The sequence below is a fragment of the Neptunicoccus cionae genome (genome assembly GCF_002860325.1).
GTDB lineage: Bacteria > Pseudomonadota > Alphaproteobacteria > Rhodobacterales > Rhodobacteraceae > Amylibacter > Amylibacter lutimaris.
The window spans coordinates 21159-36551 of sequence record NZ_PKOJ01000004.1; the positions used below are offsets into that span (position 1 = coordinate 21159).

Below are 15393 nucleotides of genomic sequence, written 5' to 3' on the forward strand. Positions count from 1 at the left end.
TTCGCCTTTATCGGCTCAAATCTGCTGCGGTATCTTTGTCGCTACGAATGGGCGTTGCCGTACCAGAAACCATAGGGTCGAGCACACGGTGCCAATCACAATCAGCATCACGGCGTAGTTCCGGATCAGATCGTGGGAGTTTGCCGAAACGATCTGCACCGCAGCCGCCCCTAATAACGTGCCGCTGAACTGGATCAGGGCCGCAGCCGAGCCGGTGTCTTTAGATTGTTGATCAAGCAGAAGGTTCGTGCCCGGAACGCGCAAGACGATCACCGAAACAGTGACCGCGGCTGCCACTGCTGCAAAAATCCATATGGAGATACTGCCGGCAAAGAACATGGTTAATCCGCCAGCGATTATAATGAAGAAACACCCCTGAATAATCGATTGGACACTAATAAAACGGGACATGCGGATGTACAGATATGGCCCCAAAGTTGCGCAGGCGGCGTTAAAGGCAAAGATAATACTGAAAGCCTGTTCGCTCAGTCCGAAACCGTCGATGTAGACGTAAGCCGCAATGGCGAGAAACGCCATGATGCACATTGGTACGAGTGAGAACAGGACAAGCAGATAGGCGAAATGGGGGTTCTTCAAAACAACCGCCAACCGGTTCCATGATCGCAAGGTCGGCTCTGTTGATTTCTCAATCAAGGTTTCCTGATAAAGCATGACCAGTACGGTTGCAAAACAGGCAAACACGGCCAGCACAACGAACATTGCATGCCAGGTGGCAACCTTGAGCAGGAACGCACCGATCACTGGTGCAACCATCGGAGCAATGATCACCAGAGACATGACCGTTGCCATAACCTTCTCGCGCTCTCTCCCGTCGAACAGATCCTTGACGATCGCAGTGCCGACAACAGTAATACCACCACCCGCAAGACCTTGAAAAATGCGATAGATGATCAGGTTTTCAACGGAATTTGCCATAGCGCACAACAGAGTCGACAGGATGTAAATGGCAAGTGCAGCAAAGAGGATCGGCTTGCGTCCGGTCTTTTCGCTTAACGGGCCCCAGAAAAGCATCCCGATGGCAAAAGATACCATGTAGGCACCCAGTGTCAGGTTGATCATACCGTGGCTGGTGCCAAAAATTTCCGCCATACGGGGCAGGGCGGGCAGATACAGGTCCATCGTCAAGGGAGGAAACGCACCAAGAATAACCAGAAGAAAAAGCGTCCCGCGTCGTTGCAGCTTTGGTTGTTCTACGTTCATGAGCAGAGTCCTGTATTCAATGGTATTTTGTTAACAGCACTGCAGGTAATGCCTGCGGCGCTGTCGTGCTGATATCTGACATATGTTGTCAGGAATGGCGAGTTGCATAATCGTGATGATCTCGCCAAATCTGTTGAATTACCTACACTTACCCCCAAATCAGTACACGGTTTCAGTCCGGTCTATTCTGCAAGCGGTCCAGATTTGAATGGATAACCTCACTCTCACGCAAAGTTTTTGCGAATAGTTCGCAATAACAGTTGACAGTTGCGAGTGATTTGCATTTACAGGAGGCAGATTTATTTACAGGAGAACGATATGCTTCCCCGATTGTTAAAAAAGACATGCCTTGCGGCTGCTCTCATCGTTTCCGCAACAGGCTCTTACGCTGATGACAAAATGAAAGTGGTTACGACTTTCACTGTGCTGGCTGATATGGCTGCAAATGTAGCAGGCGAGGCGGCGGATGTGGTTTCGATCACCAAACCCGGTGCTGAAATTCACGGCTATGAACCGACACCGCAAGATATTGTCCGGGCTTATGATGCGGACCTGATCTTGTGGAACGGGTTAAATCTGGAGCTTTGGTTCGAACAGTTTCTTTCGAATATGAAAACCGTTCCCGCTGTCACACTTACAGAAGGGATCGAGCCAATTTCCATTTCGTCGGGCAGCTACGAGGGCAAGGCCAATCCCCATGCCTGGATGGGTTTGGATAATGCGTTGATCTATATAGACAACATTGTAGAAGCCTTCATCGCACAAGACCCCGACAATGCCGAGACTTACACTGCAAACGCCACGCGCTACAAAGAACAGTTGCGAGCCACAATCGATCCCTTGCGCGCTGCAATCGCGGCTATTCCCGAAGAGCGGCGCTGGCTGGTGACTTGCGAAGGCGCCTTCAGTTATCTGGCCCGTGATTTCGGGCTGAAGGAAATGTATCTCTGGCCGATGAACGCTGATCAGGTCGGCACGCCCCAACAGGTGCGCTCGGTGATCGACGGCGTGCGGGAAAACAACATTCCGGTGGTGTTTTGCGAAAGCACTGTGAACACGGCGCCTGCCGAACAGGTCGCCCGCGAAACCGGTGCTGCCTACGGGGGTGTACTTTACGTCGACAGTCTGAGCGAGCCGGAAGGGCCGGTTCCAACATACCTCGATTTGTTGAGCGTGACGGCACGGACTGTAGCAGAGGGGCTGTTGGCGGCACCGAAGTGACACTATATGAAATCTGAAAGAGCTTGCGGTTCAGAATCCGCAAGTCATTTGTTTAAGAAAAACGGGTTTATCCCCCAAAGGACATAAAATGCGCGATGACGCAATTTCTACCGGACCGGAAGACAGGGCCGTCGTGGCCGGTCTATCTGCCAAGGATGTAACGGTCACCTACCGCAACGGGCATACTGCGCTGTGGGATGCAAGTTTTGAAATTCCCCGCGGTACGGTAACAGCCCTTGTCGGTGTGAACGGCGCTGGCAAATCGACACTTTTCAAGGCCATTATGGGCTTTGTGCCTGCTGCCAGAGGCAGGATAAAAATCCTCGGGCTGGATGTGAACGAGGCTCTGGCAAAGAACCTTGTCGCCTATGTGCCCCAATCCGAAGAAGTCGACTGGGCCTTTCCGGTGCTGGTGGAGGACGTGGTCATGATGGGCCGCTACGGCCATATGGGGTTCCTGCGGCGGCCCAAGCAAGAAGATCATGCTGCGGTCGATCAGGCACTGGCCCGTGTTAATATGCAGGACTTCAGGAAACGGCAGATCGGGGAATTGTCAGGCGGGCAGCGCAAGCGTGTGTTCCTCGCCCGTTCTCTGGCGCAAGACGGTCAGGTCATCCTGCTGGATGAACCTTTCACGGGTGTTGATGTGAAAACGGAAGAGCAGATCATCCGGCTACTGCGGGAGTTGCGCGACGAGGGGCGCGTGATGCTTGTCTCGACTCACAACCTCGGGTCTGTGCCTGAATTCTGCGACCGTACGATACTGGTAAAGGGAACGGTTCTTGCCCACGGGCGCACCGAAACGACCTTTACCCGTGACAACCTTGAAGCGGCCTTCGGAGGCGTGCTTCGCCACTTCACCCTTGGCGGTGACGCGCTGCATGACGATGATGATGGCCGCGCTGTCACGATTTTCACCGATGACGAACGTCCACTCGTGCAATACGACGATAAAACCCAGCGCACGAAACGGGGCAAGTGATGGACTATCTGCTAGAGCCCTTTTCCTACGGCTACATGACCAATGCCATGTGGGTATCGGCACTTGTTGGCGGAGTGTGCGCCTTCCTGTCGGCCTATCTGATGTTGAAAGGCTGGTCGTTGATCGGTGATGCGCTGTCCCATTCGGTTGTGCCGGGTGTAGCCGGGGCCTACATCCTCGGTCTGCCGTTTGCCTTAGGTGCGTTTCTTGCAGGCGGCCTTGCGGCGGGTGCCATGTTGTTTCTGTCCGAACGGTCCGGTCTGAAGGTCGATGTCATCATCGGCCTGATCTTCACATCCTTTTTCGGATTGGGCCTGTTTATCGTTTCGGTCAATCCGATGTCCGTGTCGATCCAGACCATTACCATGGGGAATATTCTGGCAATCACACCGCAGGACACGCTGCAACTGGCAATCATCGGATTTGTCTCCCTTGCGGTTCTTGTGGCAAAGTGGAAAGACCTGATGGTCACGTTTTTCGATGAAAATCATGCGCGCACGATCGGACTGCGCCCTATGCTACTGAAGGCTGTGTTTTTCATCCTGCTGTCAGCCTGTGTTGTGGCGGCGATGCAAACGGTTGGGGCTTTTCTGGTAATCGCATTGGTGGTGACACCGGGTGCAACGGCATATCTTTTGTGTGACCGGTTTCCACGATTGATCGTTGTCTCCGTCGCAATCGGTTCCATCACCAGCTTTCTGGGCGCGTATGTCAGCTATTTTCTTGACGGTGCTACGGGGGGGATCATCGTAACCTTGCAGACCCTGATCTTTCTTGTTGTCTTTGTCTTCGCTCCGAAGCACGGTTTGCTGGCTGCCAAACGCAAGGCAAAACAAGCATTGGAACGTGGCCCTACAGGTCTGCCTGTGGAGGTGAAAGGATGACTCTCGACACATTGCTGCTGCCGTTCCAGTTCCCCTTTATGCAAAACGCCTTCCTGATTTCCATAATCGTTTCGGTGCCGACGGCTTTACTGTCCTGTTTTCTGGTGATGAAGGGCTGGGCGCTGATGGGGGATGCTGTCAGCCATGCTGTGCTTCCCGGAATCGTACTGGCCTATATCCTTGGTATTCCGCTGATAATCGGGGCGTTCGCTGCCGGTATGACTTGTGCGCTTGCGACCGGCTATCTGTCTACAAACAGTCGGGTCAAGCAGGACACCCTGATGGGTGTGGTCTTTTCGGGCATGTTTGGCCTTGGCATCGTGCTTTATGTCTCGGTTGAGACGGATGCGCATCTTGACCACATCTTGTTTGGCAACATGCTGGGGGTTGAGACACACGAGCTTTGGACCGCAGGGATCATCGCGCTTGGGGTAGGGCTGATCCTGACACTAAAATGGAAGGACTGGCTTTTGCACAGCTTTGATCCCGCACAGGCCCGCGCGTCCGGACTCTGGGTCAACTGGCTTCATTACGGGATGCTCGCCGCTCTTTCGCTGACAATCGTAGCCACGCTTTCAGCAGCGGGGTTGATCCTTGCAATCGGTTTGCTGATTGCACCGGGCGCAATCGCTTTTCTGATCGTGCGCAAGTTTTCGACCATGCTTTGGGTGTCTGTAATCGTCTGTATGGCGTCGATGTTGCTGGGAACTTATGCCAGCTTCTTTCTCGACAGTGCACCTGCACCTACGGTTATCCTTATTATGACTGTGCTGTTTATTGCTGCGTTTATCCGTCGTCAGATACGCACGCGGCGCACATCCATGCTGCGCGCCGGAGAGAAGCAAGGCGTTTAAGCCTTTTCAATGTCGCAACATGTTTTGGCGACCAACCCTTCGGGATGACCGTCAGAGGATTGCTCCGATTTCCCGTCTTTATCCTTGTCCTTGCGCCGTGCTAGCACCGGAACCATGACTGCATCCGCCCCGCCTTTATTGTATTCAACTGTTTCGCGATTGTTTATCGCGGACTGGCTGGAGGCGCTGAGGCCGCTATATTCACAGGCCGGATACCAATCGCTTTTAAATCGTGCGGATTTGACGGTGGAGCAGGATCTTTCCCAAGGGCGGGTGACGCTCGACCAACTGGTTTGCCTTTACCAGCTTGCCGCAGTAGAGACCGGCGATGAAATGATGGGTCTGTGGAGCCGTCCTGTAAGGCCCCGCGCTTTGCAACACCTGCTGACCTCGGTCCGGGAAGCAACGTCGCTGCCTTCTGCCTTGTACCGGTTTTCTACCTTCTGGAATTTGATACTCGATGATTACCAGTTCGTCCTGCACGAAGACAAAACCGCGTGGAAGCTGTCCCTTGAACCACTAGGCAAAGGGGGTGTTCAACGGTTCGGGCATATGTTGATACTAAAGCTGGCCCACGGTCTGCTCTCGTGGCTGGCCCGTCAGGAGGTACCCGTCAAAGAGGTAGGGTTTGCGTTTGAGAGGCCGGTCTTCGTGCAAGATTATGCGGTAATTTATCCGGCACCCGTCATCTTCCAAACCCGCGCCACTTATATTTCCTTCGCGCCTGAAGATATGGGACCGGTCGGGATGCGTAGTACGGCCGATCTCGACCAGTTCTTGGAAAACGCGCCCCGCGACTGGATATTCACACGCTCGCGCGAGCATACCCAAGCCCTGCGTGTCCGCAGTTACCTGAGCCGGACCGGATGGGAACAGGCTAACCTTACAGGCGCTGCGCAATTCTTGAACATGACCCCGCGTACCTTGATCCGAAAACTTGAAGCGGATGGTACGTCCTTTCAACGGATCAAGGATGACCTTCGCCGCGATATTGCGATCCGCTATTTGTCCGCGGGCGGGAGAAGTGTTGAAACTGTCGCCCATGAGGTTGGTTTTTCATCCGCGGCCAATTTCCATCGAGCGTTTCAGCGTTGGACTGGAAGCACGCCGCGCTCTTACCGTCGCCAGAGCAAGTCTTGAGCCGAATTTGTCATTTTTGGACAATAGGCTGTCAGCTGCAGAGATGGTTGCGGGTTTTTTGATTTGCTAACTGCGTATCAAGAATAACTTATTGAACATTCTTGGCATCTGTTATGCGCATCCTTCTTCCGAATGGTGGCGCTATAAGAATATGCCATTTTGAAAGGAGCTACCCTTGTCAGATAGAATTACCACAATTCTGAATGCCGCCCGCAGACACGCAAAAGAAGTAATCGCGCCGAATGTGGATGCTTGGAATGAAGCCCGAAAATGGCCACGCGATGCCTCTGATCAAGCGGGAGCCGCCGGCTTGACAGGGCTTTACGCTCCAGAAGCCTATGGCGGTCAGGGATTGCCTCTGTCCGAAGCGATACAGGTGTATGAAGAACTTGGCGTCGGAGACGGGGCCTATGCCTTTGCCCTGTCGATGCACAATATCTGCACCTATGCGGGATGTGGCTATGGGACGGAGGCTTTTAAGGAGGCTTGGGCGCGGGATCTGACGGCGGGGCGCAAGCTGGCGAATTTTGCCCTGACCGAACCACAATCCGGTTCCGACCCGATGAACATGTACACAAAAGCCACGATCAACGGCGACGGAACCTGGACGATCAACGGGGCAAAGGCCTGGGTCAGTCTCGCGACCGAAGCCGATATATACTTTGCGGTGGTTAAAACCAGTGATGTGCCCGGACACAAGGATATGGCGATGATTGCTATTCCTGCGGATGCGAAAGGCGTCAGCTTTGGCCCGCTCTACGATACGCCGTCTTACCGGTTCATGCCGCTTGCGGAAATGTATCTCGACGAAGTTGTTGTCAGCGAAGACAACATCATTCTGCCAATCGGGCAGGGGCTGCAGGGATCGCTTATGGCGATTGACATTGCACGGGTGTCTATCGCCGCGGGATGTTGTGGCTTGATGCAGGCTGCCCTTGATACGGCGCTGTCTTATTCCAAGAATCGTAAAATGTTCGGCGGAAAGAACCTCGACCTTGATGGCATCCAGTGGATGCTTGGAGAAGTATCAACCGAACTCGAAGCTTCAAAACTGCTCTACCGCAAAGCTGCCGAGGCGCTTGGCACAGATGATGGTCCCCTTATGGCGGCTCACGCGAAACGGTTCGTACCCGATGCTGCTTTGAAAGCAGCCAATACCTGTTCTCAGGTATTGGGCGGGATGGGGCTGTTGCAACCCTACGGATTGGATCGCCTGTCCCGTCTTGCACAGATGTTAAGGATCGTTGACGGAACCACTGAAATCAGCCGGTTGGTGATCGGACGCGCATTGCAGAAACGAGCGGCCTGCCTCCCTGATCTGCTAGTGCCAAAAGGATATGGTGAGACCTGAACCGGAGGCGGTTGATCAGACCCGATTCATCCGGCGCCCGTCTGCGTCCGATGATCGGCAAGGTTGGCGATCTGGCTGTATTGGTCTCGGGCAAGCATATTTCGCTCGGCACGATCAAGACGGGCGAGCGCTTCTGTGTCGCTGGCGCCCTTTGCGCGCGCTGCCATCCAGACGCGGCGGCAGGATGCGGGGGACCAGGGAAGGGCGGCCCCCGCGATCCAGCGCCGCAGGGCAGGGGGAAGTGCGTCATAGGCTGCCATCGGGTCAACCGTGCGTCTCCGACGGCGTAACGTGGTTGCGCCGAGATTGCGTTTCATATGGCCTCCTGCGGATCATGAATCGGATCGAGAACCAACACGAGACGGGTCTCGCCGGTGCCTTCGATCGGGGGCGAGCGGTGAAGCAGACCGGAGGCAGGGCGCTCGGGCCAATCGGTGCCCCGCAGGACAAAAGGGGCACCGGTCGGCACAGTAAAGACGCGCGACGGTGCCTCTGTATCTGCGGAAAGACCATACTGCGTGCCAGCTCCGCGATAGGTGCAAATCAACCGTGCTGTCAGGGCGTCAATATGGAACCTGCGGCAGGCGTTACTGCTTACGGGCGACAGCCGCATTCGAAGATGCTGGGCTTTCATCACAGCTGCAAAGACATGCGCCAGTGCAGCGATGTCATCAATCAGAAGTGTCCGTTCGGGACATTCCGGTGTTTTGTGAATTTCGCAAATTTCGGTGACGGCCCTGCGCACATCGCTTGGGCGCAGGATGATGCGCGCGGCGGGCAGAAGGGCGGGGTCAAGCCCGTCGATCCATCGCTGGAAGCCGCTTGCGGGTTGTCGCCACCATAACACCGCTGCGCACGCACGGTCTCTGATCGCGCCCAGTTCTTCCGGTGTGTCGCAAACGACGATACCTGAGCTGGCGTTCGCAATGATAGGGGTAGGTGACGGACGGTTCATGCCGTTGCCCCTGCTTTTTGCCAGCGGGGAAAAGGATCGCTCAACTGCGGCAAATCATCGACCCGACTTGCCGCATCCTGTGGCAATAGTGCTGCATCGAGACTTGATTTCAGCGCGGCCCAGTCAATGCCGGCACCAATAAAGACGATCTCCTGGCGTCGGTCGCCCCAGGGTTCTATCCAGTGTTGGCTGAGATAGGCCCTTCCGGTTTCATTGTCCGGCCAACGTTCCGGTGGTACCGTTGCCCACCACGTGCCCAAGGGTTTGACGGAGGATAACGCTCCGGCGAGGCTGAATTCTGCTACCCAGTCTGGCCGCGTTGCCAGCCAGAAATGACCTTTGGCGCGGATGACGCCGGGCATAGGCCCGTTTAAAACGGCGTGGATCGCTTCGGGTACAAAAGGCTGGCGTGCGCGGTAGACAAAAGACGCGACGCCGTATTCTTCGGTTTCCGGAATGTGATCAGCAAATCCGTAAAGTTCCTTCGCCCACATAGGGTGATCGTGGGCCTTTTCGAAATCAAAAAGTCCGGTGTCCAGAATTGCGTCAGCGGGCACTTCGGAGTGGGAGGTCTCGATGATACGGGCATCAGCATTCAGGGATCGGATGATCTTGCGCGCCGCATCAACCAGATGCGGTGCGGCATCTGCTACTTTGTTCAGGACAATGACATCTGCAAATTCGATCTGTTCGACCAGCAGATCAACAAGGGTCCGGTCGTCCCCGTCACCAGCGGTATCGCCTCGGTCTTTAAGAAAATCGTGGCTGGAATAGTCGCCAAGCAGATTCACGGCATCAACGACAGTAACCATCGTGTCCAACCGTGCCACATCCGACAGGCTATCGCCTTCAGCGTCTCGGAATTCGAATGTTGCGGCCACGGGCAGGGGCTCTGATATGCCTGTAGATTCTATCAAAAGTGTGTCGAAGCGATCCTCCGCTGCAAGCCGCCGGAGCTCTACCAGAAGATCGTCGCGCAACGTGCAACAGATGCAGCCGTTTGACATTTCGACCAGTGTTTCTTCTGTGCGGCTAAGATCAGTGTCGGCGCGAACATGATCTGCGTCGATGTTCACTTCGGACATGTCATTAACTATGACGGCTACACGCCGTCCGTCCCGATTGTTCAGAACGCGGTTCAGCAGTGTGGTTTTACCCGCCCCGAGGAAACCGGAGAGTACTGTTACGGGAAGGCGTGTATCTGGCATTGCAGGCTCCGTTGCAGATTATTCAGGTACCGGAACTTACAAGGTTGGTTATCAAGCGCAATAGAAATGTTATAACGTAACTATGCTTGTTATTGTGTCTGCTGAGAGCGGGCTGTCGATTTGGGATACAAGAATCGTATAATAATTGTTATGTTAATTTATAAATTTTGTCCCGCTTGTGACCAGAGAGCCGGTCCGGCAGGGAAAATCACTGCCGGACCAGTTTCTTGCAACAGGAAGTCAGACCATGTCTTCGATCCCGCCGAGCACTTGTTTACCTATTACCTTACCGCTTTCCTGCCGGAGGTGTGCTGCTTGCAACGCTTCAACAGTCAACGCTCCACCCCTCTCGGTTATTGTGGATTGCAAGGCGCCCGCGTCAATCATATCGGCGACGCGATTCAACAGATCCCGCTGCGCACCGATGTCTTTGGTGCCGAACATCGATCGGGTGAACATAAACTCCCAATGGATACTCAATGCCTTGGGTTTTGCCGCTTTAATGTCAATGGCTTCGGGATCGTCAATCAATGCAATCTGGCCCCGAGGCGCGATTAGGTCGATGATTGCGGGCCAGTGCTGATCCGTTGCGGTCAGCGCTGCGACATATTGCGGAGCTCGGCCAATTTCGGCAACCTGCGCGGAAAGATCGCCGCGATGGTCAACTACATGATCCGCGCCCATTTTGCGGACCCAATCTTGGGTTTCCGGGCGGGAGGCGGTTGCAATAACCGTCAGGCCAGTCAGCGCCTTGGCCAACTGTATCAGGATAGAGCCGACTCCACCGGCCCCACCGACTACAAGCAGGGTCTGGCCTGTGCCGTCACCTTCCTTCAACCGGAAGGATTCAAAAAGCAACTCCCAAGCGGTGATCGCAGTTAGCGGTATTCCGGCCGCTTCGGTAAAGTCGAGACTGGCAGGTTTGCGACCGACAATTCGTTCATCAACCGCGTGAAACCGGGCATTCGTGCCCGCCCGTGTGACGTCACCTGCGTAGAAAACTTCGTCCCCGACCGTATAGCCCGTAACGTCTTTTCCAATCTCCGCAACCACGCCTGCCGCATCAAAGCCGAGCACGCGTGGCCCTGTATCCGGCGCCACGGCTGCACGCAGTTTAACGTCAACCGGATTGACGGATACACCTTTGACTGCAACCAGAAGATCGCGCGGTCCGATCGTCGGGCGCTCCACACTGACAGGTTCCAGTACTTCGACAGAACCTGCTGTATTATATCCAATAGCGTTCATTCGCTTTTATCCTTTGTTCAAAGTTGTCGCGAAGATAACCCTTGCATAAACCATAAGAAGCAGGTGATTTTAGAATTGATTATTCGGATCGGGAATATAATCGAATGGACACCGACAATTTGCGCCTGTTTGTTATGGCAGCGGAACGCCTGAACATTTCAGGCGCTGGCAGAGAACTTGGCCTTGCCCCTGCGGTCGCGAGCGCGCGCCTTGCAAAACTGGAACAAGAACTTGGAGTGGAACTGTTGCGCCGGACCACGCGCAAGGTTTCCCTGTCACTCGACGGGTCCGATTTCCTGCCCTACGCCCGTGAAATTCTGGCCCAGACCGAAGCGGCCAAAGCGGCATTGGGCGGAAGCGAGACCGGCCCGAAGGGAACCTTGCGCTTCGCTGCTCCAAGCAGTTTTGCACAGCGCCATATCATGCCCTTGCTGCCGGAACTTCACAGGCTTTATCCTGATCTGACGCTTGACCTGCGTTTGTCTGATACACAGATCGATGCGATTGAAGGCAGCTATGATCTGGCCCTGCGGAGTGCGCCACTGACGGACAGCAGCCTTAAGGGTCGCAAGCTTGCCGAAGACACCCGCGTGCTATGCGCGTCGCCCGCCTATTTGCAATCGCACGGTACGCCCGAAACTCCGGCGCAATTAACGGACCACCGATTTCTTGCCTGGATTGATCTTGAACCTCGGGAACTGATTGGTCCGGACAAGGAGGTTTTCAAGCTTGATCCGGCCACCATGACCTGCCGCACCATTGTGAACGATGGCGATGCACAGCGCGAAGCAACACTTGCGGGTGCGGGCTTGTCGATCAACTCTCTGTGGAGCGTTTCGGAAGAGCTGGCTTCCGGCAGGCTGGTCCGGCTTTTGCCGGACTGGAAACTTAACGATAAGTCCGTTTTGTGGCTGGTTTACCCGCGCTCCAACGTTCTGACGCCCAAGACCCGGATATTCATCGACTTCCTGATTGATCGCCTGAAAAATCGTGCGGATTGGGGCGTTGCATAATTACGGGGCGACCGTGCTGAACCTGTAACGATGGTTTCGCCATGATCTGCGAAGACAGATTGCCTCTACCTATCCCTCGCGCCGCCAGTAAGCCGTGCTGAGTTGAGAGGTTTTGTCCAGCCCCAACCCTGCTTTGAAATGTTTACGCAGGGCCTGAGCATTGGAAAATTCGCCGGCGAAAAACCCGTAGTCCGTAACTTCGGCTCGGGTCAGACGAAGAGCGTGGTCCAGCACCTCGTTTTCAAACACTTCCGGCGGCAGTGCATGGATGGTAAGCGGTGTTTCCGGAAAATAGCTTTGCGGCGAAATTCCGTCCGGAAGGGCGACGACTACGTCACCACAAGCCGTAGCTGGAAGGTTTTCAAGGAAGCGCGCAATCGCGGGAAATCCGGTTCCGTCCGCGGCCAGAAAATAGGACTGTGCCTTCGGAAGGTTTACCCGCCCTGTCGGACCCATCGCGCCAACAATTTGGCCGGCTTGTGTATTTTGAGCCCAGCCGGATACCAGCCCTGTACCGTGGCGGACAATATCGATATCGACTTCCTGCACATCGGCGCGGATGTTTTTCAGGGTGACATATCGTGCATGCAGGGCGTCTTCTCCCTGTGGCCAGACAGGAGCGCCGTTTTCTCCCATGACCGGCCAGACCGGAGTGCGGGCCGGATTGAGAGGCATTATCAAGCGCAGGTGGATTCCGTCTCCCTGTAGGCTGTCGATATCCGGATAGTGCAGCGTGACGCGCTGCATACCGGTAAAAAGTATTTCTGAACGCTTTACAGTCAGCAGCCGGAAGTTTTTTGGAAACTCCCCGACACTTGGCGCAGCACCGGACCAGCGGATTTGCTGCGCTGCATCAGGATCCAGTTCTGCGACGTGGTGCACAATGCCTTCTTTGGAAAAGATCATTGCATTGTCGTCAGGCGCTTCCAGCCGGATCCGCAAGGCGCTGGATTGAACACTTAACTCCACCACGTAACCATCCTGCGCAAAGCTGTGGGTGTTATCACCGGACCGGTCAAATACCATGCCGTGGTCATCCAGCAAATGGGACAGAAACCCCGACAGCAAAGCCTGCGGAGAGTCGAGCGGAATGAGGGTTTCTGCGGTGGCTTTTTGCATGGCGGGCCTGCGGGAGTAAGCGTTGATGATCAGTGGAACAAAATAACGGGGCGGCGTATTCAATTGCGCCGCCCCGTCTCCCACTACTTCTGAATTGTTACCACTTGTGAGAGAGTTTCAGCTGAACCTCCCGCCCCGGGCTGTAGAAATCTGCATAGAAGCCACCGTAGGCAACGTGCTTTTCGTCAAACAGATTGGTCACATTCGCGGACAGCGTGGTTTTTTCGGTCAGATCATAAGAAACGCCTGCATCCACGACAAAGAAGCTGCCGGTTTCGCCTGCGGTGTTGCTGTCGTCATAGTAATAGCCACCATTGTAGCGGGCACCCAAGCCGACTGTCAGATCACCAGCGCCCACGTTGTCCCATGTCCGGCTTGCCCAGATCGAAGCGATATGCGTTGGCACCAGACCGGGCGTATTGCCTACATTGCCCGAAGTTCCGTTTTCGACGATTTCCGCATCGAGAAAGCTGTAAGACGCCGTCAGATCATAGGAACCAAACTCTGCTTTAGCTTCCAGATCCAGTCCGCGTACGCGTACTTCACCGATTGGTTCACTCAGGAGGGTCACCGGGTTGGTGCGGGTGATGTTGGTTTTGGACAGGTCATAAACCGATGCAGCGAACAGGGCGTTGGTTCCTTGTGGTCGCCATTTTACACCCAGTTCATATTGCTCGCCCTCTTCCGGTTCAACACCGGTTCCGGCAGGTACAACGGATTGTGCATAGCTGCCGTATACAGAGAGATCAGGCGTAATTTTGTAGGTTAGTCCCAAACGGCCCGTTGTCGCACTGACAGATCCGGATTCGACCGTGCCCGCCAGACGATCCCATTCGGTCGTGTCGATCCAGTCGTGGCGCAGCCCGACAGAGGCGATGAACTTGTCGCTCCAGTTCAGTTCCTGTTGCAGATAAATCGCCTGACCTTCGGTTTCGGTACGCAGGCTGGCATACATCGGTACGCTTGTCGGTGCGCCGGTATAGACCGGGTTCGTCAGATCAATTGAGGGTGCGGCTCCGTAGTAGCGCATATCCGAGGCTTCGGACTGGGACGCTTCGATCCCGACCAGTGTCGTGCTTTCCACGCCGCCGATGAATGTTTCATAACGCAGGTTCACATCACCGATGACACCTTCATTGGTGCCGTCACTGGCAAAGAAGGCGCGGTTCACGGTGGTGCCACTTGTTCCGGCCACGTATGCATAGCCGAAATCATCAGCGCTATCGCTGAACCGCAACGTTCCCGACAGTTTCAGCCCGTTGCTGAAATCATGGGACCCTATAACGGAAACTGTTGTACGCTCTGTTCCGCGATAGTTGTAATCCGGCTCTCCGAAGAAGGTCGAACTCCGGTCAAAATCATACCCGATCGGGAAACCGCCACTGCCCGGAACAGAGTCGCGATCGAGGTGATCCACCAGAACAGTCAGTTCTGTTGCATCGGTCGGGCGCCATGTCAGGCCGCCTTGTACGAAGACTTCATCATTTTCGGAGTATGGGTATTCCAGCTCCCCTTCGCGCACCAGACCGGTAATGCGATAGGACAGCGAACCTTCCTTGTTCAGGACATCGCCGAAATCTACGCCCACTTCAGTGGAACCGAAAGAACTCACAGAGGTATAGGCTGAACCGAACCGTTCAGCGCGGGGTTTTTTGGACACGTAGTTTACGCTGCCGCCCGGATCGGAGACGCCAAAGGTCGCAGAGTTTGCACCTTTGAAGACTTCTACCCGTTCGAAAGCAAACGGCTCTTCGCGGATACCACCAAAGTTTGCACCCAGCAGCAAACCGTCGCGGTAGGTGTAGGCTTCAAAACCGCGGATGGAGAAATAATCGAAGCGGTCATCCGCACCATAGCCGTCGGTGGTAGCGCCGGAGGTATAGTTCAGGACTTCTTCGATCGTGTCTGCACCACGCGCGGATATTTCCTCGCTGGTCACAACAGAGACACTGGCCGGAATATCGAGAATATCGCCGGACATTTTCCCGCCAGCAGTGATTTCCGTAGCCACGATTGTTTGGGAATCCGGTGCTCCTGCGCCCTCGTCCGATGCTTCCAGAATAACATCGTCCAGTTGGTAGCGATCCTGTGCGACAGCAAGGCCTGGCAGCAGCGCAGAACAGCAGAGCAGCACAGAACGCAGGGAACTGCGGCGGCGGGATCCGAAGGGTGAAAGAGTTCGGGACACAGAGGCCTC

At 55.0% G+C, this 15393-nt stretch carries 14 protein-coding genes; 7 read left to right on the plus strand and 7 right to left on the minus strand.

The genetic code is table 11. The features are described 5' to 3' along the window. Positions 1-15: 15 nt before the first annotated feature. Positions 16-1221, minus strand: a complete 1206-nt coding sequence (locus C0U40_RS10790) for a multidrug effflux MFS transporter (protein ID WP_101655801.1) — start codon at positions 1219-1221, stop codon at positions 16-18. Positions 1222-1539: 318 nt separating this feature from the next. Between C0U40_RS10790 and C0U40_RS10795 the strand changes: the two genes are divergently transcribed. From C0U40_RS10795 to C0U40_RS10820, 6 genes are all read left to right on the plus strand, one after another. After that, positions 1540-2442, plus strand: coding sequence for a metal ABC transporter substrate-binding protein (locus tag C0U40_RS10795; RefSeq protein WP_101655802.1), 903 nt, complete (start codon positions 1540-1542; stop codon positions 2440-2442). Between the two features lie 88 nt (positions 2443-2530). Further along, a complete protein-coding gene (locus C0U40_RS10800; RefSeq protein ID WP_101655803.1) occupies positions 2531-3424 on the plus strand; it encodes a manganese/iron ABC transporter ATP-binding protein in 894 nt (297 codons plus the stop codon). After that, complete coding sequence (locus C0U40_RS10805) at positions 3424-4308, plus strand: metal ABC transporter permease (protein WP_101655804.1); 885 nt, start codon at positions 3424-3426, stop codon at positions 4306-4308. The genes C0U40_RS10800 and C0U40_RS10805 overlap by 1 nt, the downstream gene beginning before the upstream one ends. Further along, complete coding sequence (locus tag C0U40_RS10810) at positions 4305-5162, plus strand: metal ABC transporter permease (protein ID WP_101655805.1); 858 nt, start codon at positions 4305-4307, stop codon at positions 5160-5162. Before C0U40_RS10805 ends, C0U40_RS10810 begins: the two co-directional genes overlap by 4 nt. 114 nt (positions 5163-5276) lie before the next feature. Further along, positions 5277-6302: a helix-turn-helix domain-containing protein gene (locus tag C0U40_RS10815; RefSeq protein WP_101655806.1), complete on the plus strand. Its 1026-nt coding sequence runs from the start codon at positions 5277-5279 to the stop codon at positions 6300-6302. A 175-nt stretch (positions 6303-6477) separates the two neighbouring features. Continuing rightward, positions 6478-7653: an acyl-CoA dehydrogenase family protein gene (locus C0U40_RS10820; RefSeq protein ID WP_101655807.1), complete on the plus strand. Its 1176-nt coding sequence runs from the start codon at positions 6478-6480 to the stop codon at positions 7651-7653. 26 nt (positions 7654-7679) lie between these two features. Here the strand turns inward: C0U40_RS10820 and C0U40_RS10825 are convergent, their stop codons facing one another. The 4 genes from C0U40_RS10825 to C0U40_RS10840 form a co-directional block, all read right to left on the minus strand. Next, complete coding sequence (locus C0U40_RS10825; protein ID WP_101655808.1) at positions 7680-7970, minus strand: DUF6525 family protein; 291 nt, start codon at positions 7968-7970, stop codon at positions 7680-7682. Then, entirely contained in the window at positions 7967-8608 is a 642-nt protein-coding gene (locus tag C0U40_RS10830) for a DUF1826 domain-containing protein (protein WP_101655809.1), read from the minus strand. The genes C0U40_RS10825 and C0U40_RS10830 overlap by 4 nt, the downstream gene beginning before the upstream one ends. Next, on the minus strand, positions 8605-9816 hold the full coding sequence (locus tag C0U40_RS10835) for a GTP-binding protein (protein WP_101655810.1): 1212 nt from the start codon (positions 9814-9816) through the stop codon (positions 8605-8607). The genes C0U40_RS10830 and C0U40_RS10835 overlap by 4 nt, the downstream gene beginning before the upstream one ends. Before the next feature lie 240 nt (positions 9817-10056). Continuing rightward, entirely contained in the window at positions 10057-11064 is a 1008-nt protein-coding gene (locus tag C0U40_RS10840) for a zinc-binding alcohol dehydrogenase family protein (protein ID WP_101655811.1), read from the minus strand. A 104-nt stretch (positions 11065-11168) separates the two neighbouring features. Between C0U40_RS10840 and C0U40_RS10845 the strand changes: the two genes are divergently transcribed. Continuing rightward, the gene (locus tag C0U40_RS10845; protein WP_101655812.1) at positions 11169-12077 is read left to right on the plus strand and encodes a LysR family transcriptional regulator; all 909 of its coding nucleotides are present in this window, start codon (positions 11169-11171) and stop codon (positions 12075-12077) included. A gap of 69 nt (positions 12078-12146) precedes the next feature. On the opposite strand, the gene C0U40_RS10850 is transcribed toward C0U40_RS10845, so the two are convergent. Both C0U40_RS10850 and C0U40_RS10855 read right to left on the minus strand, forming a co-directional pair. Beyond that, entirely contained in the window at positions 12147-13196 is a 1050-nt protein-coding gene (locus C0U40_RS10850; protein WP_101655813.1) for a siderophore-interacting protein, read from the minus strand. A 97-nt stretch (positions 13197-13293) separates the two neighbouring features. Beyond that, positions 13294-15384, minus strand: coding sequence for a TonB-dependent siderophore receptor (locus C0U40_RS10855; RefSeq protein WP_286134910.1), 2091 nt, complete (start codon positions 15382-15384; stop codon positions 13294-13296). Between the last annotated feature and the right edge of the window lie 9 nt (positions 15385-15393).

Coding starts and splice junctions, on each gene's coding strand:
- C0U40_RS10850 (WP_101655813.1), bottom strand. CDS start 13,196: ATGCAAAAAGCCACCGCAGAAACCCTCATTCCGCTCGACTCTCCGCAG.
- C0U40_RS10835 (WP_101655810.1), bottom strand. CDS start 9,816: ATGCCAGATACACGCCTTCCCGTAACAGTACTCTCCGGTTTCCTCGGG.
- C0U40_RS10800 (WP_101655803.1), top strand. CDS start 2,531: ATGCGCGATGACGCAATTTCTACCGGACCGGAAGACAGGGCCGTCGTG.
- C0U40_RS10805 (WP_101655804.1), top strand. CDS start 3,424: ATGGACTATCTGCTAGAGCCCTTTTCCTACGGCTACATGACCAATGCC.
- C0U40_RS10810 (WP_101655805.1), top strand. CDS start 4,305: ATGACTCTCGACACATTGCTGCTGCCGTTCCAGTTCCCCTTTATGCAA.
- C0U40_RS10795 (WP_101655802.1), top strand. CDS start 1,540: ATGCTTCCCCGATTGTTAAAAAAGACATGCCTTGCGGCTGCTCTCATC.
- C0U40_RS10790 (WP_101655801.1), bottom strand. CDS start 1,221: ATGAACGTAGAACAACCAAAGCTGCAACGACGCGGGACGCTTTTTCTT.
- C0U40_RS10840 (WP_101655811.1), bottom strand. CDS start 11,064: ATGAACGCTATTGGATATAATACAGCAGGTTCTGTCGAAGTACTGGAA.
- C0U40_RS10830 (WP_101655809.1), bottom strand. CDS start 8,608: ATGAACCGTCCGTCACCTACCCCTATCATTGCGAACGCCAGCTCAGGT.
- C0U40_RS10815 (WP_101655806.1), top strand. CDS start 5,277: ATGACTGCATCCGCCCCGCCTTTATTGTATTCAACTGTTTCGCGATTG.
- C0U40_RS10825 (WP_101655808.1), bottom strand. CDS start 7,970: ATGAAACGCAATCTCGGCGCAACCACGTTACGCCGTCGGAGACGCACG.
- C0U40_RS10845 (WP_101655812.1), top strand. CDS start 11,169: ATGGACACCGACAATTTGCGCCTGTTTGTTATGGCAGCGGAACGCCTG.